The sequence below is a fragment of the Promicromonospora sp. NPDC019610 genome, assembly GCF_044389365.1.
Taxonomy (GTDB): Bacteria; Actinomycetota; Actinomycetes; order Actinomycetales; family Cellulomonadaceae; genus Promicromonospora.
Map to the genome: position 1 here is coordinate 814,583 of NZ_JBIRXX010000001.1, position 22,719 is coordinate 837,301.

A 22,719-nucleotide genomic window follows, 5' to 3' on the forward strand; every position below is an offset into this window, starting at 1 on the left:
CGGCACGCGGCAGCACCGACATCCCGGACGAAGCAGGGCCCACGGCACGGCGCCGGCAGGACGACGCTTGCCGGGAGCGTGGTGGGCAGAACGCTCATCCTCGGCGTGGCGCCGGCGATGGTGCTCGGCGGCGCGCTGGCCCCCGCGGCGACGGCGCTGACGACGGAGCCGTCCCTGGAGCCCGAGGGCATCGCGGCCCCCGCGGACTCCGCGCTGCCCGACGCCGGCACCACCGACGCGCAGGTCGAGAAGGTCGAGGTGGCCGCGGCCCCCGTCGAGGAGACGGCCGTGGTGGACGACGTCACCGGCGCCGACCCCGAGCCGGCCGCCGAGACCGCCACGGCGGCGGACGGCGCGGTGGTGCTCGACACCGCCGACACCGACGGCCGGATCGCCGGCGCCATCGAGGTGCCCGAGGGGTTCCAGACGGTCGGGCTGTCCTGGCCGGCCGAGATCGACCACGTCGTCCCCGAGATGCAGGTGCGCACCCGGGCCGTCGACGGCACCTGGAGCGCGTGGAGCCACCTGGAGAAGTCCACCGACGGCGCCGACACCGGCTCCGCCGTCATGACCTCCGCCCCGGTCTACGTGGGCGAGGCGGACGCCGTGCAGCTCGCGACGGTCGACGAGGCCGCCCAGTTCCCGGCGGGCGTCGAGCTCAGCCTGGTCTCGTCGGCCCAGGTCACCACGGCCGCGGCGACGACGGCGGGCACGGTCGCGCCGTCGGCGGCGACGGCCGGGCCCACGATCATCACGCGCGAGGAGTGGGGCGCCGCGCCCCGCTGCCTCGAGCCCGGCACCGGCCCCACCTGGTTCCCCGCCGAGGGCGGCCTCAAGGCCGCCGCCGTGCACCACACCGTCAACCCGAACGACTACGCCACGGTGGCCGAGGCCATGCAGGCGATCCGGAACGACCAGGCGTACCACCAGCAGACGCACGGCTGGTGCGACATCGGCTACAACTTCCTGGTCGACAAGTGGGGCAACATCTACGAGGGTGCCGACGGCAGCATCGAGGAGCCGATCATCGGCGCCCACACCGGCGGCTTCAACACCGGCACGGTCGGCGTCGCGATGATCGGCACGTACACGACCGCGGCGGGCGTGAAGCCCACGACCGCGCAGCGGGACGGCGTGGCCAGGATCATCGGCAGCCGGCTGGCCGCCTATGACGTGAACCCGGACGAGTCGACGGTCCTGACCGCCGCCGGGCACACCGACGGCGGCCGCTACGACGCGGGCGACCAGGTGACGCTGCCCCGGGTCTTCGGTCACCGCGACACGCACCAGACCGAGTGCCCGGGCGAGCTCGCCTACCCCCTGCTGTCGGGGATCCAGGACCAGGCGGCCGTGTACGCGAAGCAGTACGCCGAGGTGGACGAGCAGTCCAAGAACTTCGTGCAGGCGATGTACCAGGACTACCTGGGCCGGGCGGCCACCGAGGCCGACATCGAGAGCTGGTCCTACCGGGTCTCGGTGGACGGGCCGGGTGTGCTGGCCGACGGCATGGCCAAGTCGGACAACTACCGCAAGCTCCGCATCTCCCAGGCGTTCCAGGCCACCCTCGGCTACACGCCGTCGGCCACCCAGACGGCCAACTACCTGTCCATGGTCAAGGCGAAGACGCGCACGATCGACCAGATCGAGCCGTACCTGATGGGCACCTCGACCTACTACAAGCACGTCGGCGGCACCGACGCGAAGTACGTGACCGCCCTCTACCAGCACATCCTGCACCGGCCGCCGACGTCGGACCAGCTCAACCACTGGATCCCGCGGCTCAAGACACTGGGCCGCGCGGGCGTGGTCAACGCCCTGTGGAAGAACCCGCAGGCGGTGCGGTTCCGCGTGGTCGCCACGTACGAGCACTTCCTGGGCACGCCGCCCACCACCGCCCAGGCCGACACCTGGGTCAACCGCCTCACGAAGGCCGGTACCACCGAGGACGAGGCCACGCTGCGCCGCGCGATCGTGGTGACCACGAAGTACCTGGCCGCAGCGGACGCACGGTACTGACGGCGCTGGGCGTGGACGGCTGACCCGGGTGGTCGGTAGTTCGTCAGGTGATCGGCAGCTCGGGTTGCCGATCGCCTGACGAACTACCGACCACCCGGGTCACCCGCGTCTTGACCCTGTGGCGGTCGCGGAATAGGCTTCGAATGAATCGTTTCAAGGTGCGCACGAGGGCGTGCGCGGAGAGGGAGGACGCCATGGCGGCATCCACACGTGTCGAGGCGGCCAGGTCAGCGCTCCGGCAGCAGACGATCGAGCTGCCGTCCTGGGCCTTCGGCAACTCGGGCACGAGGTTCAAGGTCTTCAGCCAGCCGGGTGTGCCGCGCGACCCGTTCGAGAAGATCGCCGACGCCGCCCAGGTGCACCGGTACACCGGCGTGGCCCCGCGCGTCAGCCTGCACATCCCCTGGGACCTGGTCGACGACTTCGGCGCGCTCGCCCGGCACGCCGCGGACCTGGGCGTGCAGATCGGCATGATCAACTCCAACGTCTTCCAGGACGAGGACTTCATGCTGGGCTCGCTGGCCCACCCCGACCCGCGGGTGCGCGCCAAGGCCGTGGACCACCACAAGCAGTGCATCGACGTCATGCGCGCCACGGGGTCCAAGGACCTCAAGGTCTGGCTGTCCGACGGCCTCAACTATCCCGGGCAGGACTCGATCCGGGCCCGGCAGGACCGGATCGCCGAGTCGCTCGCCGAGATCTACGCCGCGCTGGACGACGACCAGCACATGGTGCTCGAGTACAAGTTCTTCGAGCCGGCCTTCTACGTGACCGACGTGCCGGACTGGGGCACCTCCCTGCTGCACGTCCTGGCGCTCGGTGACCGGGCGAAGGTCGTGCTGGACACGGGCCACCACGCGCCCGGCACCAACATCGAGTTCATCGTGGCGCAGCTCCTGCGCCAGGGCCGCCTCGGCGCCTTCGACTTCAACAGCCGGTTCTACGCCGACGACGACCTCATGGTCGGCGCCGCGGACCCGTTCCAGCTCTTCCGGATCATGCACGAGATCGTCTCCGCCGGGGCGCACGCCCCGGACAGCGGCGTCAACTTCATGCTCGACCAGTGCCACAACATCGAGCCGAAGATCCCGGCCCAGATCCGGTCGGTGATGAACGTCCAGGAGGCGACGGCGAAGGCGCTGCTCGTCGACGTCGAGGCCCTGGCGGCGGCGCAGCGCGCGGGCGACGTGCTCGGCGCGCACGGCGTGCTCATGGACGCGTACGACACCGACGTCCGGCCGCTCGTCGCGCAGGTGCGCGAGGAGATGGGGCTGGACCCGAACCCGACCGCGGCCTTCGCGGCGTCGGGTTATGCCGAGAAGATCGGACAAGAGCGCGTCGGTGGCGCGCAGGCGGGATGGGGAGCATGAGCGACGTCAGCGGATCCGGCGTGGTCGAGGGCGGCGTGGTCGAGGACCTGGTGGGCCGGTCGAACCGGCTGGGTTCCGACCCGCGGGTGACCAACTACGCGGGCGGCAACACGTCCGCCAAGGGCACCGCCACCGACCCGGTGACGGGCGAGCCGGTCGAGCTGCTGTGGGTCAAGGGCTCCGGCGGCGACCTCGGCACGCTCACCGAGCAGGGCCTGGCCGTGCTGCGCCTCGACCGGATGCGCGCCCTCGTGGACGTGTACCCGGGCGAGGAGCGCGAGGACGAGATGGTCGCCGCGTTCGACTACTGCCTGCACGGCAAGGGCGGCGCGGCGCCGTCGATCGACACGGCGATGCACGGCCTGGTCGACGCCGTCCACGTGGACCACCTGCACCCCGACGCCGGCATCGCGATCGCGGCGGCCGCCGACGGCGAGAAGCTGACCGCCGAGATCTTCGGCTCCGACGTGGTGTGGGTGCCGTGGCGCCGGCCGGGCTTCCAGCTCGGCCTCGACATCGCGGCGATCAAGGCGGCCAACCCGCAGGCCGTCGGCTGCATCCTGGGCGGCCACGGCATCACCGCGTGGGGCGACACCTCGGCCGAGGCGGAGGAGCGGTCCCTCGACATCATCCGGCGGGCCGAGGAGTTCATCGCGGCCCGGGCCGCGGCCCGCGAGACCCACGCCTTCGGCGCGGTGCGCCCCGGCTACGAGCCCCTGCCCGACGCCGAGCGGCGGGCGCGTGCCGCCGCGCTCGCGCCGGTGATCCGCGGCCTGGCCAGTATCGACGCGCCGCAGGTGGGCCACTTCACCGACACGGAGCCGGTGCTGGACTTCGTCGCGCGCGAGCGGCTGGTGTCCCTGGCCAAGCTCGGCACGAGCTGCCCCGACCACTTCCTGCGCACCAAGGTGAAGCCGCTCGTCGTCGACGTCCCGACGTCGGCCACGGTGGAGGAGACCGTGGCCGCGCTCCGGGCCGCGCACGAGGCCTACCGCGCCGACTACGCCGCGTACTACGAGCGCGGCGCCGCCGTGGCCCGGGCGCGCGGCGAGGAGCCGCCCGCGATGCGCGGCGCCGACCCGGCGATCGTGCTCGTCCCGGGCGTCGGTATGTTCTCGTACGGCCGGAACAAGCAGACGGCGCGCGTGGCCGGCGAGTTCTACGTCAACGCGATCAACGTGATGCGCGGCGCGGAGACGATCTCGACCTACGCGCCCATCGCGGAGGCCGAGAAGTTCCGCATCGAGTACTGGGCGCTGGAGGAGGCCAAGCTGCGGCGCATGCCCGCGCCCAAGCCACTGGCGACCCGGGTCGCCCTGGTGACCGGGGCGGCGTCGGGCATCGGCAAGGCGATCGCCACGCGGCTGGCCGCCGAGGGGGCGTGCGTCGTGGTCGCGGACCTCGACCTGGAGAAGGCGGCGGCCGCGGCGGCCGAGCTCGGCTCGGCGGACGCCGCGGTCGGCGTCGCCGTGGACGTGTCCTCGGAGGCGGCCGTGCGGGCGGCGGTCCAGGAGGCGGTGCTGGCGTTCGGCGGGGTGGACCTCGTGGTGAACAACGCCGGGCTGTCCCTGTCGCGGTCGCTGTTCGAGACCACCGAGGCCGACTGGGACCTCCAGCACGACGTGATGGCCAAGGGGTCGTTCCTGGTTTCTCGTGAAACGGCTCGGGTGCTGGTGGACCAGGGCATGGGCGGCGACATCGTCTACATCTCGTCCAAGAACTCGGTGTTCGCGGGGCCGAACAACATCGCCTACTCGGCGACCAAGGCCGACCAGGCGCACCAGGTGCGGCTGCTCGCGGCAGAGCTGGGGCAGTACGGCATCCGCGTGAACGGTGTGAACCCGGACGGCGTGGTGCGCGGGTCGGGCATCTTTGCCTCCGGCTGGGGCGCCAACCGGGCCGCGGTGTACGGGGTTCCGGAGGAGAAGCTCGGCGAGTTCTACGCGCAGCGCACCCTGCTCAAGCGCGAGGTGCTGCCCGAGAACGTGGCGAACGCCGTGTTCGCGCTGTGCACCTCCGACTTCTCGCACACGACGGGCCTGCACGTGCCGGTGGACGCGGGCGTGGCAGCGGCGTTCCTGCGGTGAGCGACGTGGTGGGCAGGGCCGGGTTCGTCGCGGTCGACCTGGGCGCGACCAGCGGCCGCGTGATGCTCGGGGTGGTGCACGGTGAACCGAGGGTCGAGCTCGTCGAGTGCGGCCGATTCCCGAACGGGCCCCGGACGGACGAGCACGGCGCCCTGCGGTGGGACGTGGGCGCGCTCTGGAGCGGGATCCTCGACGGGCTGCGGGCCGCGGGCGACCTCGCGCGGGAGCGCGGCGTCGTGATCCGGGGGATCGGCGTGGACGCGTGGGCCGTGGACCACGCGTTCCTCGACGACGCCGGTGACCTGGTGGCGGACCCGTTCTGCTACCGCGACGCCCGCACGGACCACGTGGCCGACGACGTGTACCGGCACGTCCCGTTCGGCGACCACTACGCGATCAACGGGCTGCAGCACCTGCAGTTCACCACGGAGTTCCAGCTCGTCGCGGGGGTCTCGACCGGCGTCGGCGGCGAGGAGTGGGCGCGGGCCCGGCACCTGCTGCTGGTGCCCGACCTGATTACCTACCGCCTCACCGGCCGCCGGGTCGCCGAGGTGACCAACGCGTCGACCACGGGGCTGCTCGACGCCCGCACGCGCACCTGGTCGGGCGACCTCCTGGACCGGCTCGGGGCGGAGTATCCCGGGCTCGCGGGCCTGCGGGACCGGCTGCCGCAGCTCGTCGAGCCCGGCACCGTCGTCGGGCCGCTCCTGGCCGAGGTGCGCGCGGCGACCGGGCTCGGCGAGGTGCCGGTGCTCGCCGTCGCCTCGCACGACACGGCGTCCGCCGTGGCGGCGACGCCGCTCGGGGAGGCCGGCGCGTACGTCTCGTCGGGCACCTGGTCGCTCGTGGGGCTGGAGCTGCCAGCGCCCGTGCTCACCGAGGCGAGCCGCGCGGCGAACTTCACCAACGAGCTCGGCCTCGACGGCACCGTGCGCTACCTGCGCAACGTCATGGGCCTGTGGGTGCTGGACGAGTGCGTCCGGGCCTGGGCGCAGGACGACGGCGCGCCCGTGGACCTGGCCGGCCTGCTCGCGGCGGCCGCCGCCGAACCGGGCGGCCGCTGCCTCGTCGACGTGGACGGCGACGAGTTCCTGGCCCCGGGCGACATGCCGCGCCGGGTGTCGGACGCCGTCGCGCGCCGCGGCGTCGACCTCCCGGCCACGCGGCCCGCCCTGGTCCGCGTGGTCCTCGACAGCCTCGCTGCCTCGTCGGCGCGGGCGGTCGCCAACGCGTCGGCGCTGGCCGGCGTGGCCGTGGACACCGTGCACGTGGTGGGCGGCGGCTCGCGGAACGAGCTGCTGTGCCGGCTCACCGCCGAGGCGACCGGACTGCCCGTCGTCGCCGGACCGGTCGAGGCCACGGCGCTCGGCAACGTGCTGGTGCAGGCGCGCGCCGTCGGGGTGCTGTCGGGCGACCTGACGGCGCTGCGCGACGTCGTGCGCGCGAGCGGCACGCTGCGCCGGTACGAACCCGGGCCCGGGAGAACAGTTCCGCACCCGGGTGGGTAACGGAGACGGAGCAGTGCTACGTCTCCGTTACCCACTTGCCGGGGTGACGTTCGCCCCCGGACGCCGCTCGGGATTCGGGATTCCGCCGGACGTCGTCCGCGGTCAGCCCGCGCTCGACGCGCGGACGATCAGGCGGGGGCTCAGCTCGATCCGGTGCACCGGGCGGTCGGGATCCCCGAGCCGGCGCGTCAGCAGCTCCACCGCTCGCGCGCCGATCGCGGCCTTGGGCGGGCTCACCGCGGTGAGCGGCGGGTCGGCGAGGGCGGCCACCTCGTCGTCGTAGGCGACCACCGCGAGGTCCGCGGGCACCCGCACGCCGCGCTCCCGCGCCTGCTCCACCAGCGAGATCGCCTCCCGGTCGGAGTGCACCAGCACCGCCGTCACGCCCGTCTCCGCGCACCGGTCCAGCACCGACGCGGCGTCGGCGGCCCACGTGGCGTCGCCCAGCGGCGCCGTCTCCAGGTCGAGCACCACGTCGAACTCCAGGTCCTGCGCCGCCGCGAGGAACCCGCGGCGGACGGCCCCCGAGTGCGGGCTGGTCCGCGAGGTCACCAGGCCCACCTGCCGGTGCCCGCGCTCCGCGAGGTGGCGCGCCGCCGTGCCCGCGCCGAGCGCGTGGTCGGTCGCCACCGACTCCAGCGGCTCGCGGTACGGGCCGCCCACCAGGCGCCGCTCCATGAGCACCACCGGCAGGTCGAGGCCGGCGAGCCAGTCGCCCAGCTCGGTGGCGTCGGGCCCGGAGGCGGGCGGCACGACGAGCAGGCCGTCGACGCCGGGGCCGCCGTCGTCCCCCACGAGCGCCGTGAGCTGGTGCCGGATCTGGTCCACGTCGTAGGACCCGCCCCGCAGGATCAGCCGTGCCGAGCCGTCCGCGGCGCCGCGCGCGCCGCGGATCACCTCGGGCCAGTAGTAGTCGAGCGACGGCACGACGACGCCGATGGTCGGCTGCCCGGCGTCGGCGGCGTCCTCGACGTCCTGGCGCCCGGCCGGGCGCGCCGGGATCCGGGCGCCGCCGTGCACCTTCTCCAGCGCGCCGTCCATCACCAGCACGGCGAGATCGCGCCGCACCGTCACGGGCGTCACGCCGAGCACGCGCGACAGGTCGCTCACGCGTGCCGACCCCGTCTCCCGCACCCGCGCGATCAGGCGCGCCCGACGCTCGCTCGGGAGCGGCGCTTCCTGCGTCATGCAACCTCCTGCGATCCCGACCCGGTGGGTCTCATGGTGACCCGGAACGCGCCCGACGGCGCCTCTGCGCGCGCCGTGAGTCGCAACCGGGTCAGGTGTTCACCCCATACGGCGGACAGCTCGGGGTCGTCCAGCGCACGCACGTCGAGCTCGGCGTCGACGTCCGCGTCGTCCCAGGTGAGGGCGAGCGTACGGCCGGGCGGCCCGTCCGGGGTACCGCCCGGCGCGAACCGGGCGACCGCTCGGCCGGGCGTGAGCGTGACGTCGCCCGCGAGCAGCCAGTGCCACGCCGTCGGACCGGCGGGTGTCGTCGGACCGTCCGGTGTGCCGGGCTCCGACGGCGAGAACCGCCAGGAGTCCTCGACGCTCACGGTCTCGGCGTCCGGGTCGAGCCGTACGTCCCGCCGCCACCGCTCGAGCCCGGGCACGGGATACGCCCCGGCCAGCTCGACCCGCGCGTGCCAGGCGGTCGCCGGCTCGTGGTCGGCGCCGCCGTCCGACACCTCGAAGGCACTTGCCGCGAACTGCCGGCCCGGGGCCTGCTCCACCCCGCGCACCCGCGGGAGGTTGTGCCAGTCGCCCCGGACCACCCACAGGTCGTACCGGTCGGGCCCGAAGGTGCCCGCGCGGTAGGTGGGCTTGCCCGCGTCCACGACGACCGGCACACCGTCGAGCGCCACGATCACCGAGCCGACGTCCACGTGGTTGTGGTTCTCGTCGTTGTGGCCGCCCTTGACCGACACGGCGACGCCGCGCGCCGTCCCGGGCGCCGAGCGTGCCACCGCGACGCCCGTCGCCGGGAACACGGACCGCCCCACCAGCGGCGGCTCGGCGGCGGGCGCGTCCGCCCAGGAGCCGGTCAGCAGGCCCACGGCGCGTGGCAGGGAGGCGCGCTCGTCGAACAGTCCGCCGGGCCGCCCGCGGTAGGACGCCGCGTGCCGCGCCGCCGCGTCGTCGCCCACCCGCTGTGCCCAGGCGTGCACGACGTTCCACGGCCAGGTCGCGAGGGGCCGCGCGGCGCCGTCGGCCACGTTGACGTACCAGTCGCCGCCCAGGTGCATCGCGTGCGGGAACGCCACGGTCGCGCGGATCGTGTCCAGCGCCGCGGGGGCCGGCTCGATCCCCGCGTGCGCGAGCAGGTCCTGCGCCTCCAGGGCCCGCGCGGCGCCCTGCCACCAGTAGTGGTAGCCCTCGTCGACGCCGCCGTCGGCGGGCAGGGACGCCCAGTACGCGGCGATGCCCTCGGCGACGAGCGCCGAGGTGGCCCGGCGCCGGTCCGGGTCCTCCTCCAGCGCGAGGTTGGCGGCGAGCACGTTGCCCTGGATCCAGGGGCTCCAGTTCATGATCGGGTGGTCGACGCCGAGCCACCACCAGTCGCGCCGCTCGGTGAACGGCCGCAGCACGCGGGCCTGCGCCTCCTGCCGGACGCGCCAGCGCACGCCGGGCGCGCGCTCGTCGAGGGCCGGGCCGAGCAGGTGGTCCACCCACGCGAGCTGCGCGGCCACCTCACCGGCGCCCAGGTCCAGGTACGGCTCGGTGACGGTGGGCGTGATCCGGCCGAACCGGTCGAACGTGTCGTCGTGTGCGGCCCAGCACCACGAGGACTGCTCGCACAGCAGCAGCACGCCGTCGACCACCTCGTCGACGCGCTCGTCGCTCGGGTCGACGAGAGCCGCGAGCGTGGCGCGGGTCAGCCGTGCCTGCCGGGCCGCGACCTGCGCCTCGTAGGCCGTGCGGACGCCGTCGCGGAAGAACCGCGCGTACTGCGAGGCCAGAGGCTGCGGCCAGGGGGTACCGCGCTCGGCGTCGGCGGCGGCGAGCGTGGGGGCGAGGGCGCCCGCCACACGCGGGCCGGCCCAGAGGCTCCGCGCCGTGACGTCGGGCGCAGGCAGCGACGGTGCTGTCATGTGCGTATCTCCAATGATCGAAAATGATCGTAGTAGAACTCTTTGCCGAACGCCAGGGGCTTGCCAACGGCCAGGCGGGTGGGCTTCAATGGGCCATCGTTCGATCGTAGGTGATCGGAATTGTTCGTCTGAACGGTCAGGCGGACGCGGACTCGATGGAGAGGAGCGCGGTGGTGCGGCGACCTGAGGCCCTGCTCGTCATGGACGACCGGGCACTGCGGATGCAGTTCGGCCCGGACGAGGACTCCCGGCTGCGCGCGATCGCGAGGCTCGGCGAGCCCGCCCGTGTGATCGCGTACGACACCCCGGAGGCCAAGGCCCGCCTGGCCGACGTCGAGGTGCTCCTCACCTCCTGGGGCGCCCCGCGGATCACCGCCGACGTGCTCGACCTCGCCCCGAACCTGCGCGCCGTGCTGCACTGCGCAGGCTCGGTCCGGTCGCTCGTGTCCGACGCCGTCTGGGACCGCGGGCTGCTCGTGACCAACGCCGTGGCCGAGAACGCGCTGCCGGTCGCCGAGTTCACGGTGGCCGCGATCCTGATGGCCGGCAAGAAGGCGCCGTTCCTCGCGAACATCGCGCGCAAGCGCCGCGAGGACTGGTCCTACCTCGGCGAGCACGGCGAGCTGTCCAACCGCGGCCGGGTCGTCGGCATCGTCGGCTTCTCCCGGACCGGCCGCCAGGTGGTGGCGCGGCTGACCGTCCCGGGCTCCGGCCCCGAGACCCGCGAGATCCTCGTGGCGGACCCGCTCGCGGACCCGGCCGCCGTGGCCGCCGCCGGCGCGCGGCTGGTGCCGCTCGACGAGCTGCTGGCGGCCTCCGACATCGTCTCGCTGCACGCCCCCGACCTGCCCTCGACGCGCCACCTGATCGGCGCGCGCGAGCTCGCCCTGCTGCCCGACGGCGCCACGCTGATCAACACCGCCCGCGGCGCCGTCGTCGACACCGCGGCGCTGGAGCGCGCGTGCGAGACCGGACGCATCTACGCGATGCTCGACGTCACCGAGCCCGAGCCGCTGCCGGCGTCGTCGGTGCTGTACGACCTGCCGAACGTCATGATCACGCCGCACATCGCGGGGTCGCTCGGCACGGAGGCGCGCCGCATGACCGCGGCCGCGCTCGACGAGCTGGAGCGGTACGCGCGGGGCGAGGCGTCCCGCAGTGCCGTGACGCGCGAGGACATGGAGTTCGTCGCATGACCCACCACATCTCCGTCCCGGCCGGCGCGGGCGCGTCCGGCCCCGAGGCCCGCGCCTGGCTCGCGGCGTACGCCGACCGGCTGCTGGCCGCCGTCGAGCCGTACGCCTCGCCGAGCGGGTCGCTCATCACGCTGCCCGGCACGCCGGGCGGGTACGGCACCGCCGTCGACGGGCTGGAGGGCTTCGCCCGCACGTTCCTGCTCGCGGGCTTCCGGCTCGCGGGGGAGGACGGCGCGGACCCGACCGGCCTCGCCGAGCGGTACGCGGCCGGCCTGGCGGCGGGCACCGACCCCGCGCACCCCGAGCGCTGGACCCGGCCCGACGAGCACGGCCAGGCCAAGGTCGAGGCCGCCTCGCTCGCCCTGATCCTCGACCTGACCCGGCCCTGGATCTGGGACCGCCTGGCGCCGTCCGCGCAGGAGCACGTGGTCGGCTACCTCGGGGCCGTGGTGGGCGACGACGGCTACCCGGACAACAACTGGGTCTGGTTCCGGATCGTCGTGGAGACGTTCCTGCGCTCGGTGGGCGGCCCGTTCTCCGCGGACGACGTGGCCCGCGACCTCGCCGCGCACGACCGGTTCCGGCGTCCCGCCGGCTGGTTCGCCGACGGCCCGGAGCGCAGCTTCGACCACTACGCCGGCTGGGCCCTGCACCTGTACCCCGCGCTGTGGGCGCGGATGTCCGGTGCGGCGGAGGTCGCGCGGGCGGCGGGCGACGACCTGGCCGTGCGCTCGGCGTCCGACCGCGAGCACCTGGCCCGCTACCTCGACGACGCCCTGGCGCTCGTGGGCGCCGACGGCTCCCCGCTGCTGCAGGGCCGCAGCCTCACCTACCGCTTCGCGGCCGCCGCGCCGTTCTGGGCCGGCGCCGTGTCGGGCGTGGGCCGGCCGGGGCAGCTCCGCGAGGCGGCGACGCGCATCGTGCGGCACTTCGCCGACCGCGACGTGCCCGGCGACGACGGCTTGCTGACGCTCGGCTGGCACCACCCGTGGCGACCCCTCGCGCAGCGGTACAGCGGCACCGGCTCGCCGTACTGGGCGAGCAAGGGCCTCCTGGGCCTGGCGCTGCCCGCCTCGCACGACGTGTGGACGGCGGCCCCCGAGCCGCTCCCGGTCGACGTCGGCGACGTGCTCACCGTGGCGGCCGCGCCCGGCTGGGCGATCAGCGCCACGCGCGACGACGGCATCGTCCGGGTGATCAACCACGGCACCGACCACGCCCTGCCCGGGGCCGACGGGGGCGACTCGCCCCTGTACGCGCGCCTCGGCTACTCGACGGCGACGTCCCCGCTCCTGGACGAGGACGCCTGGTCCTCCCCGCTGGACCAGTCGGTGACTTTCCTGACCGCGACGGGAGAGGCCACCCACCGCACAGGCTTCACCCCGATCCCCGTCGAGTGCGGGGTATCTGCGCCCTCGGATCGTTCCGACAACGCAGACAGCCAGCACTCAACGGCTGCTGCGGGGCTGGGGTCCGTGGCTTCCGCGCACTGGGTCGAGGCCGATCCCGGGGCGCCCGATCACGGGTCCGGGCGGCCCGGGGTCGCCACCGTGGCCGGGCGGATCACCACCGTCTCGATCGTGCGCGGCGCCTGGGAGGTCCGGCTGGTCAAGGCCGCGGACGACGTCGACGCCCGGGCGGCGGCGCTCCGGATCGGCGGCTGGGCCGCCGGGCCCGGCCTCGACTCGACGCTCGTACCGCTGCTGGGCGACATCGCGCCGGTCAGCGGGACGGCCACGGCCGAGGACGCGACGCCGCTCGCCGGCCCGGCCACCACCCCCTGGCTGCGGTACGCCCCGGTGCCGGAGGGCTGGACCGGCGTCGCCGTCCACCTCGGCCGCACCGCCGATGCCGGCGACGCCGGCCACGCCGGCGACCAGGACGCACCGGCAACCCCGGCCGCGCCGCAGCTCGACCTCACCGCCGGACAGGCCGTCGTGACCTGGCCGGACGGGGAACGGACCACGGCAGAGCTGCCCACGGCAGACCTGCCCTGACCCCACGCACCCGGTGGTTCGTCACCGGGGCGTCGCAGTACGACTCACTCGAAGGAGAGTAGGAATGAACCGCAAGATCATGAGCGCGCTCGGCATCGCCGCCGCCGCGTCGCTGACCCTGACGGGGTGCGGCGGACAGGACGAGCCCGCGGCCGCCGACGGCCCGGTCACCATCAGCCTGGCCGGCTGGGACTTCGCGTCCACGCCGGAGTTCCAGACGCTCGCGGACGCCTATCACGAGGCGAACCCGGACGTCACCGTGGAGCTCAAGGAGTACCCGGCCGGCGACGACTACGACACGGCGCTGACGGCCGACCTGTCCGCGGGTGCCGCGCCCGACGTCTTCATCGTGAAGAACCTGAAGAACTACATCACGTTCCAGGAGGGCGGCACGCTGCTCGACATCTCCGACGTGGCGGGCGAGCTCGACCCGGCGACGGGCGGCCTGGAGCCGATGGCGGTTGACGGCAAGACCTACGCGGTGCCCTACCGCCAGGACTCGTGGCTGCTCTACTACAACAAGGAGCTCTTCGAGAAGGCCGGCGTGGACCTGCCCGACGGCTCCTGGACCTGGGACGACTATGCCGAGGCCGCCGAGAAGCTGACCCAGGGCATCGGCGAGAAGGAGGTCACGGGCACCTACCTGCACAGCTGGCAGTCCACCGTGCAGGGCTTCGCGCTCGCGCAGACCGAGGGCGCCACGCTCGACGGCGGCGACTTCTCGTACCTTGCCCCGTACTACGAGCGGCAGCTCGCGCTCCAGGACAACGGCTCGCAGCCGTCGTTCGCGACGGTCACCACGAACGAGCTGGCCTACCAGTCGCAGTTCGGCACCCAGAAGGCAGCAATGCTCCCGATGGGCTCCTGGTACATCGGCACGCTGGTCGCCGAGCAGGCCTCGGGTGCGGCGGACACCTTCGAGTGGGGCATCGCGCCGATCCCGCAGCTCGACGAGTCCACGACCGGCACGGAGAACACCCCGGCCACGTTCGGCGACCCGACCACGATGGGCATCAGCTCGAACATCGACGAGTCCAAGATCGAGACCGCGAAGGACTTCCTGCGGTTCGCCGCAGGCCCCGAGGGTGCCGCGGCGCTCGCGGAGATCGGCATCACGCCGGCCCTGATCGACGACACCGTAGCCGACGCGATTTTCGCGCTCGACGGCGTGCCGCAGGACGACCTGTCCCGCTTCGCCTACACGACGCACGACACGCTGCCGGAGAACCCGGTGGGCCAGAAGACCGCGGCCATCCAGACCATCCTCGGCGAGATGCACTCGGCGATCATGTCGGAGTCCACCCCGGTGGACGAGGCGATCACCGAGGCCGAGGAGCGCGTCGCCAACGAGGTCGGCTGATGGCGACTCCTGTCGCCGACGACCGGCGGACGCTCGGGCTCACGCAGCCCGGGCGCCCGCCCCTCCGGGCACCCCGCACGTCGCTCAAGGTCCGCAACGCGCTGATCGGCTGGACGTTCATCCTGCCGAACTTCGCCGGGTTCGCGGTGCTCACCCTCGTGCCGGTGGTCACGCTGTTCTACATCTCCCTGACGAGCTGGAACATCTTCGGCGCGGCGCAGTGGGTGGGCCTCGACAACTTCGCGCGCCTGGTGGGGGACAAGAGCTTCCACACCGCGCTGGGCAACACCTTCTACTACGCCGCGCTGCACATCCCGATCACCATCGTCGTGTCGCTGAGCCTGGCGCTGCTGCTGAACCAGAAGCTGCGTGGCGCGGCCTTCTTCCGCACGGTGGCCTTCTTCCCGTACATCACGTCGATCGTCGCGGTCGCCGTGGTGTGGAACATGCTGTTCAGCCCGGAGTACGGGCCGATCAACCAGTTCCTGAGCCTGTTCGTCGACGGCGAGATGCCCGGCTGGACCGTCTCCAAGGACTGGGCGATGCCCGCGGTGATCATCGTCGGCACCTGGAAGGACATGGGCTACTACATGCTCCTGTTCCTGGCCGGCCTGCAGACCGTGCCCGGTGAGCTGCACGAGGCGGCGCGGATCGACGGCGCCAACGCGTGGCAGCGGTTCTGGAACGTCACGCTGCCGTGCCTGCGGCCCACGATGTTCTTCGTGACGGTCATGGTCACGATCCAGAGCTTCAAGGTCTTCGACCTGATCCTCGTCATGACCGACGGCGGTCCAGGCCAGGCCACGCTGGTGCTCAGCCAGTACATCTACCAGAAGGGCTTCCAGCAGTTCGAGTTCGGCTACGCCTCGGCCGTCGCCGTCGTCCTGTTCTTCATCTGCATCCTCGTGACCGTGGTGCAGTTCCTGTACAACAAGCGGAAGGAGGCGTGATGGCCGCCCGTCCGTCCGCCCTCCGGAGGTCCGGCCGGGTGCTGCTCTACGTGGTGATGATCCTCGCCGCGGCGGGCATCATGCTCCCGTTCGCCTGGATGGTGATCTCGTCCCTGAAGCAGAACAACCAGGTGTTCACCGCGCCCGTGGAGTGGATCCCCGATCCCGTGCAGTGGCGCAACTACCTCGACATCTGGGTCAAGGCCGACATGGTCACGTGGGTGCGCAACACCCTCGTCCTGTCCGTCGCCGTGACGCTGCTCCAGGTGCTGACCGGCAGCTTCGCCGCTTACGGCTTCGCCAAGATGCGCTTCCCGGGCCGCGACGCCCTGTTCCTGCTGTACATCGGGACCATCGCCGTGCCGTGGCAGTCGTACATGATCCCGCAGTTCCAGATGCTCTCGAGCTGGGGCCTGAACAACACCCTGTGGGCGATCATGCTGCTGCAGGCGTTCGGCGCCTTCGGCGTGTTCCTCATGAAGCAGTACTACGAGTCCATCCCCGACTCGCTGTCCGAGGCGGCGCGCATCGACGGGCTCTCCGAGTACGGGATCTGGTGGCGCATCATCATGCCGCTGTCGGTCCCGGCCCTGGCGTCGCTGACGATCATCACGTTCGTCTCGACCTGGAACGACTACCTCGGGCCGCTCATCTACCTGCGCGACCGCGAGCTGTGGACCATCCAGATCGGCCTCCAGTCGTTCATCGGCGAGTACAACGCCGAGCACGCCCTGATCATGACGGGGTCCGTGCTGTCGGTGCTGCCGATCGCGCTGATCTTCCTGCTCGGGCAGCGGTACTTCGTGCAGGGCATCGCGACGACGGGTGTGAAGGGATGAGTGCCGCGGGTGCGGCCGGTGTCGCCGGTGCGGCGGGCTCCGTCGGGACGGCGGCCGCGGCCGGCGGCGCCGGCGCCCCGCGCCGTCGGCGGACCCTGCTCGGGCCCGAGACCTACGAGCTGGTGTTCGGCACCGTCTACACCGGCCTGATGACCAACCTGCTCCTCGCGGTCGCGTGCCTGCCCCTGGTGGTCCTGGTCGTGGCGACCGACCTCGCCACGACCTGGCCGCTCGCCGCCCTGGCGGCGCCGCTGCTCGGCCCGGCCCTGGTCGCGGCCTTCGCGGTGTTCGGCGCCTTCAGCGCCGACGGGTCGACGACGGTGGTCCGCACCTTCGCCCGTGCCTGGCGCCGGCACCTGCGCCGCGGTCTGGCGATCGGGGCGCTCGCGACGGGCGCGCTGGTGGTGGCCGCCGTCGACGTGGCCTTCTTCTGGGGCCGGACGGCGGGGGCCGCCGCCATCCCCGTGCTGGTCACGCTGGCCGTCGTGGCGGTGCTGACCGCGCTCCTCGCGCTCGCCGCCGTGCCCGAGATGCCGGGTGCCCGCCTGCGGGACCTGCTGCTCGCGGCCCTCGTGCTCGGCGTGCGGCGCTGGTACCTGTCCGCCGGTGCCCTGGTCGTGCTCGGCCTGCTGGCGGGCGTCGTCGCGACCCGCCCGGCCGTGGGCCTCGGCTTCGCGGCCGCCCCGCTCCTCTTCGCGGTGTGGGGCGTCTGCCGGTTCGTCCTGCGTGCCGCGCCGCCGGCGCCGACGCCGCCCCGCTGACCCGTCCCCGCTGACCCGCCCCGCCCACGGCCTGCGTGTCGTGAACCGATTGCTGTCGCCGTGCGGATACCAGGGTGACAGTGGTTCCGACGGGCAGGGAGGCACGATGCAGACGAACGAGATCGCGACGTCGAGCGGGGCGGTGCCATGACGGCGGCCGCCGAGCTGGTGGGCGCCGACGTCGACCCCGAGGCGGGTCGCTCCGACGCCCAGATCATCGCGTCGTCCCTGCACGAGCCGGAGGACTTCGCGGCTGTCTACGGGCGGCACGCGCGGACGGTCCACCGGTACGCGTACCGCCGGGTCGGTCCGGAGCACGCCGAGGACGTGGTGGCGGAGACGTTCGTCGCGGCATTCCGCCGTCGTGCCACCTACGACCTGGCCCGGCCCGACGCCCGGGCCTGGCTGCTCGGGATCGCGACCCGGGAGATCTCGCAGCTCCGCCGGGCGGAGGCGACCCGGTACCGCGCCATGGCGCGCGTGGGGACGGCGCGCCCCGAGGACAACCTCGCGGACCGGGCCACGACGGACGTCGCCGCCCGGGCGGCCGGGGGCGCGCTCGGCACGGCGCTCGCCGGCCTCCGCCCCGGTGACCGGGACGTGCTGCTGCTCTGGGCCTGGGGCGACCTCAGCTACGAGGAGATCGCGACCACCCTGGAGATCAAGAAGGGCACGGTGCGGTCCCGGCTGCACCGGGCACGGAGGCTGGTCCGCGCGGCGCTGCCGGGTGGGCTCTGGGACGTGGAGGAGGACGGACGATGACGACGAGCACCAGAACGGCCGGGCAGGAGCCCGGCGCGGCCGACGTGGAGGCGCTGCACGCGCTGGGCGTGCTGCTGGACCCGTCCGACGCGGGAACGGACGCCGCGTTCCGTTCGGCCGGGGCACGCCTCGCCGCGGAGATCGGGTCGGCAGCCGGGGCGACCCGTGAGGCGCTTGACGGGCGGCTCCGGCATGCGCCGGGGACCGGTCGGCTCCGCGCGATGGAGGCTCCCGGCGACCACGTCCGGCCCGGCCGCCGGCGTCGGCCGGGCAGCGGGCGGCAAGGCGGAGGGGCGCGCAGGCCGGCGGTCCGCGCCGCCGTCGGCCTGGGTGTCGCGGCCACGGTCGCGGGCGGCCTGCTCCTCGCACCCACGGTGACCCTCACCATGCCGTGGGAGGACGACGGCGGCGCGGTCGCGGTGCCGCCCGCGTCCGCCTCGGCGGCGGAGATCCTGCAGGCCGCCGCGACCCGGACCGTCGTCGCCGCAGACGACGCGTGGGACCACGTCCGGCCGGACCAGTTCGTGTACGAGCACACGACGGGAACCACCCGTTACGAGATCGTCAGCGAGAATCCCAAGATCAGCCTGGAGACGGAGGAGTCCGAGCTCTGGACCTCGGTGGACGGAACTCAGGACGGCCTGTCGGCGGGGAGGTTCGCCGACGAACCCTATGAGGAGTACCAGCTCTTCACCTGTGCGGGGGACGGGCTGGAACGGGCACGTGCGGCCGGCGGTGACTGCAGCTCGGAGCCCGGGCTCGACCTGGACGCACCAACCGACGCCGACGCGATGTACGACTACCTGCGAGACCAGCCGCCGGTTGAGGGCGAAGGATCGGCAGCGTCGATGTTCATCCGTGCCAACGACCTGCTGGGCTCCCTGACGCCGGGGTCGCAGGCTGCGGTCTTCGAGGCGCTCAGCCGGGTGGAGGGGCTGATCGTGACTCCCGGCGTCACCGACGCCATCGGGCGGCCCGGCATCGCCGTCGGCGTCGAGCTGGAGTACTACCGACAGGACCTGATCTTCGATCCGGAGACCAAGGACCTGCTCGGTGTCGCGAACTCCTACCCCGACGGTATGGCGGACGCGTACGCGATCGTCGAACGCACCATCGTGGACGAGGTCGGCGCCACCCCCTGACGCCGCCCGGCCGCCCAGCTGTTGACCACAGCAGCTGCTGCCAGACCGAGGGTTCGGTCAGCAGCAGCTGCTGTGCTGAACGGCCGGGGGCGTCAGAGGTGCGGGGCCACGTGCTGCTCGTAGCGAGCGAGAACCGTCTCCGCCGTCCTCGACGTCGGCCCGGCCCAGATCTCCTCGTTGAAGATCTCCGTCTCGATGTCGCCCACGTAGCCGGCGTCGCGCACCCAGCCCGTGATCGTGGCGAAGTCGATGTACCCGTCGCCCACGTGCCCGCGCGAGTTCAGCGGCTCGGCCGCGAGCGGCAGCGCCCAGTCGCACACCTGGTACGACGCGATGCGGTCCTCCCGTCCCGCCCGTGCGATCGACCGCTGCAGGGCCGGGTCCCACCACACGTGATAGGTGTCCACCACCACGCCCACCTCCGACGCCGCGAACGGCGCCGCCAGGTCCAGCGCCTGCGCGAGCGTGGAGATCACGGCCCGGTCGGCGGCGAAGATCGGGTGCAGCGGCTCCAGCACGATCCGCACGCCGTGCTCGGCGGCGAACGGCACCAGGTCGGCGATCCGGTCGGCCACCCGGCCGCGCGTGGCCACGAGGTCGCGGTCCACGTCCGGCGTCGGGGCGCCGCCCGGCGTCGACCCCACCAGGCCCCCGACGACGAAGACCAGCTCGGACGTACCGATCGTCGCGGCCTCCTCGATCGCCCGCTTGTTGTCGTCGAGGGCGGCGCGGATCCCGGCGTCGTCCGCCGCGGTGAGGAACCCGCCGCGGCACAGGGACGACGCGCGCAGCCCGGCGTCGGCGATGATGCGCGCCGCCTGCGGCGCGCCCACGGCCTGGACGACGTCGCGCCACGGCCCGACGGCGCCGAAGCCCGCCGTCGCCGCCGCCTCGCACGCCTCGGCCAGGCTCGCGTGCTTCACCGTGGCGGTGTTCAGGGAGGCCCTGCTCATGCGGTCACCCCGTTCGTCGTGAGGAAGGTGCGCAGGCGTGCGGCGGCCAGCGCCGGGTCGAGCAGCATGCCGCAGCCGTCGGCGAGGCGGGCCAGCTCGACCAGGTGCGCGAGGGACCGGCCGGAGTGCAGGCCGCCCACCAGGGAGAACCCGGGCTGGAAGCCGTTCAGCCAGGACAGGAACGCGATCCCGGTCTTGTAGTAGTACGTGGGCGCGGCGAAGATGTGCCGTCCCAGCGCCTCGGTCGAGGCCAGGATCTCGTGCCCGCGCGCGGCGTCGCCGGCGTCGAACGCCTGCAGCGCCGTGGAGGCCGCCGGGTAGATCGCCGCGAAGATGCCGAGCAGCGCGTCCGAGTGCCCCTGCTCGTCGCCCGCGATGAGCTCCGGGTAGTTGAAGTCGTCACCGGTGTACAGCCGGGGCCGCACCCCGTCGTCCGACGCCGGGAGGGCCGCCAGGGACCGGCGCAGCCCCACCTCGTGCGCGGCGTCGAGCAGCGACACCTTGACCCCGTCGATCCGGGGCTGATGGGCGCGGATCAGGTCGAGGAACGTCTTCGTGGCGTCGTCCACCGAGTCCGAGCCCCAGTAGCCGGCCAGCGCCGGGTCGAACATGGTGCCCAGCCAGTGCAGCACCACGGGCTCGTCAGCCTCGGCCAGCACGTCGTCGTAGACGCGGGCGTAGTCCTCGGGCCCGCGGGCGACCTGGGCCAGCGCGCGGGAGGCCATGACGATGACCTGCGCCCCGGCGTCCTGCACCACGCCCACCTGCTCGCGGTAGGCCTCGGTGACGACGGCCAGGCCGGCGTCGCCCGGTTCGAGCGCGGCGACGACCTCGGGGGAGAGCTGGTCCGTGCCCGCACCGCACGCGACGCGCGCGCCCACGGAGGCGGCCTCGGCGGCCGAGCGGCGGATGAGCTCCTGGGTCGTCGCCCAGTCGAGGCCCATGCCGCGCTGGGCGGTGTCCATCGCGTCGGCGACGCCGAGCCCGTGCTCCCAGATGCGGTGCCGGTAGGCGAGCGTCGCGTCCCAGTCGACGACGGCGGGGGCGCCCGGCACGTTCTCCGCCCCGACCTGCGGTACCACGTGGGCGGCCGCGAAGGCGATACGCGACGTGATCGGGCCCGACGGCGTGGTCCAGGGACCCGGGGCGTTCAGCTCGACGGCCTCGGAGCCGCTGACGCGACCCTCGGCGTCGAACAGGGGGAGGACGACGGCGACCCCGCTCGACGTCTCGCTCACAGGGTGATCTCCGGGATGTCGATGCGGCGGCCCTCGGCCGACGACCGAAGACCCAGCTCGGCGAGCTGCACCCCGCGCGCGGCCGAGAGCAGGTCGTAGCGGTGTGGGCGCCCGGCCGCGACGTCGCGCAGGAACTCTTCCCACTGCAGCTTGAAGCCGTTGTCGAGGTCGGCGTTCGCGGGGACGTCGAGCCACTGGTCGCGGAACGGCTCGGTGACCGGCAGGTCCGGGTTCCACACGGGCTTGGGGGTGTGCGCGCGGTGCTGGGCGCGGCACTCGCGCAGGCCGGCCACCGCGGATCCGTGCGTGCCGTCCACCTGGAACTCGACCAGCTCGTCGCGGAACACCCGCACGGCCCAGGACGAGTTGATCTGGGCCACGACGTCGTCCCCGCCCGGGGTGGTGACGTCGAAGATGCCGTACGCGGCGTCGTCGGCGGTCGCGGCGTACTCGCGGCCCTGCTCGTCCCAGCGGGTCGGGATGTGCGTGGCGGTCTTCGCGGTCACCGTCTTGACCTGCCCGAGGATGCCCTCCAGCACGTAGTTCCAGTGGCAGAACATGTCGGTGGTGATGCCGCCGCCGTCCTCGGTGCGATAGTTCCACGACGGGCGCTGGGCGGGCTGCGAGTCGCCCTCGAACACCCAGTAGCCGAACTCGCCGCGCAGCGACAGGATGCGGCCGAAGAAGCCCTCGTCCACCAGGCGGCGCAGCTTCACGAGGCCCGGCAGATACAGCTTGTCGTGCACCACGCCGACGGTCACGCCCGTGGTGGCCTGCAGCCGCGCGAGCTCGATGGCCTCGGCGAGCGTCTCCGCCGTCGGCTTCTCGGTGAAGACGTGCTTGCCCTGCTGCATCGCCTTGGACAGCGTCGCGGGGCGCAGGTTGGTCATGGCGGCGTCGAACACGATGTCGGCGTCCTTGATGGCGGCGTCGACGTCGGTGGTCCAGTGCTCGACGTCGTGCAGGGCCGCGAGCTCCTTGAGCTTGTCCGCGTTGCGGCCCACCAGCACGGGCTCGACCTGGACGCGCGAGCCGTCGGGGAGCGTGACGCCGCCCTGGTCACGGATCGGCAGGATCGAGCGCACGAGGTGCTGGCGGTAACCCATGCGGCCGGTGACGCCGTTCATGGCGATGCGAAGTGTGGTCACGGGCGAGACTCCATCGTCGTGGGAATGCGCTTTCCAGCCGAGAATAGCGCACGTTTCCGGGGGAGTACATGGGCCGTCCGTGGTGGGCCGTCAGGGGAGGTCGGCGGTCGGCGTCCAGTTCGGCGGTCGGCGTCCAGCTCGGCGGTCGGCGTCCAGTTCGGCAGTTGGCCTCCAGTTCGGCAGTTGGCGTGGGGGGGGGGCCGGGCCCGGGGCCGGCCCCCGCCCCAGCGGCGGCCGCACCCGGCGCCGGGGGCGGCGCGGGGCCCCCGCCGCCGGGCGGGGGGCGCGGGGGCACCG

At 73.4% G+C, this 22,719-nt stretch carries 17 protein-coding genes; 12 read left to right on the forward strand and 5 right to left on the reverse strand.

Annotated elements, in window-relative coordinates; genetic code table 11:
• Positions 1-81: 81 nt before the first annotated feature.
• The 4 genes from ACH45N_RS03560 to ACH45N_RS03575 all read left to right on the forward strand — a co-directional run bounded on the left by ACH45N_RS03560 (position 82) and on the right by ACH45N_RS03575 (position 6,981).
• A complete protein-coding gene (locus ACH45N_RS03560; RefSeq protein ID WP_397391221.1) occupies positions 82-2,016 on the forward strand; it encodes an N-acetylmuramoyl-L-alanine amidase in 1,935 nt (644 codons plus the stop codon).
• Between the two features lie 194 nt (positions 2,017-2,210).
• A complete protein-coding gene (gene rhaI, locus ACH45N_RS03565) occupies positions 2,211-3,386 on the forward strand; it encodes an L-rhamnose isomerase (RefSeq protein ID WP_397391223.1) in 1,176 nt (391 codons plus the stop codon).
• Positions 3,383-5,473 (forward strand): bifunctional aldolase/short-chain dehydrogenase, encoded by a 2,091-nt coding sequence (locus tag ACH45N_RS03570; protein ID WP_397391225.1) that lies wholly within the window; start codon positions 3,383-3,385, stop codon positions 5,471-5,473. The genes rhaI and ACH45N_RS03570 overlap by 4 nt, the downstream gene beginning before the upstream one ends.
• The gene (locus ACH45N_RS03575) at positions 5,470-6,981 is read left to right on the forward strand and encodes a rhamnulokinase family protein (RefSeq protein WP_397391227.1); all 1,512 of its coding nucleotides are present in this window, start codon (positions 5,470-5,472) and stop codon (positions 6,979-6,981) included. Before ACH45N_RS03570 ends, ACH45N_RS03575 begins: the two co-directional genes overlap by 4 nt.
• A 102-nt stretch (positions 6,982-7,083) precedes the next feature.
• Here the strand turns inward: ACH45N_RS03575 and ACH45N_RS03580 are convergent, their stop codons facing one another.
• Both ACH45N_RS03580 and ACH45N_RS03585 read right to left on the reverse strand, forming a co-directional pair.
• On the reverse strand, positions 7,084-8,169 hold the full coding sequence (locus ACH45N_RS03580; protein ID WP_397391229.1) for a substrate-binding domain-containing protein: 1,086 nt from the start codon (positions 8,167-8,169) through the stop codon (positions 7,084-7,086).
• Entirely contained in the window at positions 8,166-10,076 is a 1,911-nt protein-coding gene (locus ACH45N_RS03585; protein WP_397391231.1) for a heparinase II/III family protein, read from the reverse strand. Before ACH45N_RS03585 ends, ACH45N_RS03580 begins: the two co-directional genes overlap by 4 nt.
• A 173-nt stretch (positions 10,077-10,249) precedes the next feature.
• Between ACH45N_RS03585 and ACH45N_RS03590 the strand changes: the two genes are divergently transcribed.
• From ACH45N_RS03590 to ACH45N_RS03625, 8 genes are all read left to right on the forward strand, one after another.
• The gene (locus tag ACH45N_RS03590) at positions 10,250-11,272 is read left to right on the forward strand and encodes a hydroxyacid dehydrogenase (RefSeq protein ID WP_397391233.1); all 1,023 of its coding nucleotides are present in this window, start codon (positions 10,250-10,252) and stop codon (positions 11,270-11,272) included.
• Complete coding sequence (locus ACH45N_RS03595) at positions 11,269-13,269, forward strand: DUF2264 domain-containing protein (protein WP_397391235.1); 2,001 nt, start codon at positions 11,269-11,271, stop codon at positions 13,267-13,269. The genes ACH45N_RS03590 and ACH45N_RS03595 overlap by 4 nt, the downstream gene beginning before the upstream one ends.
• Before the next feature lie 64 nt (positions 13,270-13,333).
• Positions 13,334-14,629: an ABC transporter substrate-binding protein gene (locus ACH45N_RS03600; protein ID WP_397391237.1), complete on the forward strand. Its 1,296-nt coding sequence runs from the start codon at positions 13,334-13,336 to the stop codon at positions 14,627-14,629.
• Entirely contained in the window at positions 14,629-15,579 is a 951-nt protein-coding gene (locus ACH45N_RS03605) for a carbohydrate ABC transporter permease (RefSeq protein ID WP_397391239.1), read from the forward strand. Before ACH45N_RS03600 ends, ACH45N_RS03605 begins: the two co-directional genes overlap by 1 nt.
• A complete protein-coding gene (locus tag ACH45N_RS03610; RefSeq protein WP_377232070.1) occupies positions 15,579-16,418 on the forward strand; it encodes a carbohydrate ABC transporter permease in 840 nt (279 codons plus the stop codon). Before ACH45N_RS03605 ends, ACH45N_RS03610 begins: the two co-directional genes overlap by 1 nt.
• Entirely contained in the window at positions 16,415-17,179 is a 765-nt protein-coding gene (locus ACH45N_RS03615; protein WP_397391242.1) for a ferredoxin-NADPH reductase, read from the forward strand. Before ACH45N_RS03610 ends, ACH45N_RS03615 begins: the two co-directional genes overlap by 4 nt.
• Before the next feature lie 147 nt (positions 17,180-17,326).
• Complete coding sequence (locus ACH45N_RS03620; protein WP_397391244.1) at positions 17,327-17,941, forward strand: RNA polymerase sigma factor; 615 nt, start codon at positions 17,327-17,329, stop codon at positions 17,939-17,941.
• The gene (locus ACH45N_RS03625; protein WP_397391246.1) at positions 17,938-19,083 is read left to right on the forward strand and encodes a CU044_5270 family protein; all 1,146 of its coding nucleotides are present in this window, start codon (positions 17,938-17,940) and stop codon (positions 19,081-19,083) included. Before ACH45N_RS03620 ends, ACH45N_RS03625 begins: the two co-directional genes overlap by 4 nt.
• A 92-nt stretch (positions 19,084-19,175) precedes the next feature.
• Here ACH45N_RS03625 and ACH45N_RS03630 read toward each other — a convergent pair whose 3' ends face one another.
• The 3 genes from ACH45N_RS03630 to ACH45N_RS03640 are packed head-to-tail and all read right to left on the reverse strand — an operon-like array spanning position 19,176 to position 22,401.
• Complete coding sequence (locus tag ACH45N_RS03630) at positions 19,176-20,036, reverse strand: sugar phosphate isomerase/epimerase family protein (protein ID WP_397391248.1); 861 nt, start codon at positions 20,034-20,036, stop codon at positions 19,176-19,178.
• Positions 20,033-21,235, reverse strand: a complete 1,203-nt coding sequence (locus tag ACH45N_RS03635; protein WP_397393785.1) for a dihydrodipicolinate synthase family protein — start codon at positions 21,233-21,235, stop codon at positions 20,033-20,035. The genes ACH45N_RS03630 and ACH45N_RS03635 overlap by 4 nt, the downstream gene beginning before the upstream one ends.
• A gap of 35 nt (positions 21,236-21,270) precedes the next feature.
• Positions 21,271-22,401: a Gfo/Idh/MocA family protein gene (locus tag ACH45N_RS03640; RefSeq protein ID WP_397393787.1), complete on the reverse strand. Its 1,131-nt coding sequence runs from the start codon at positions 22,399-22,401 to the stop codon at positions 21,271-21,273.
• Positions 22,402-22,719 lie beyond the last annotated feature (318 nt).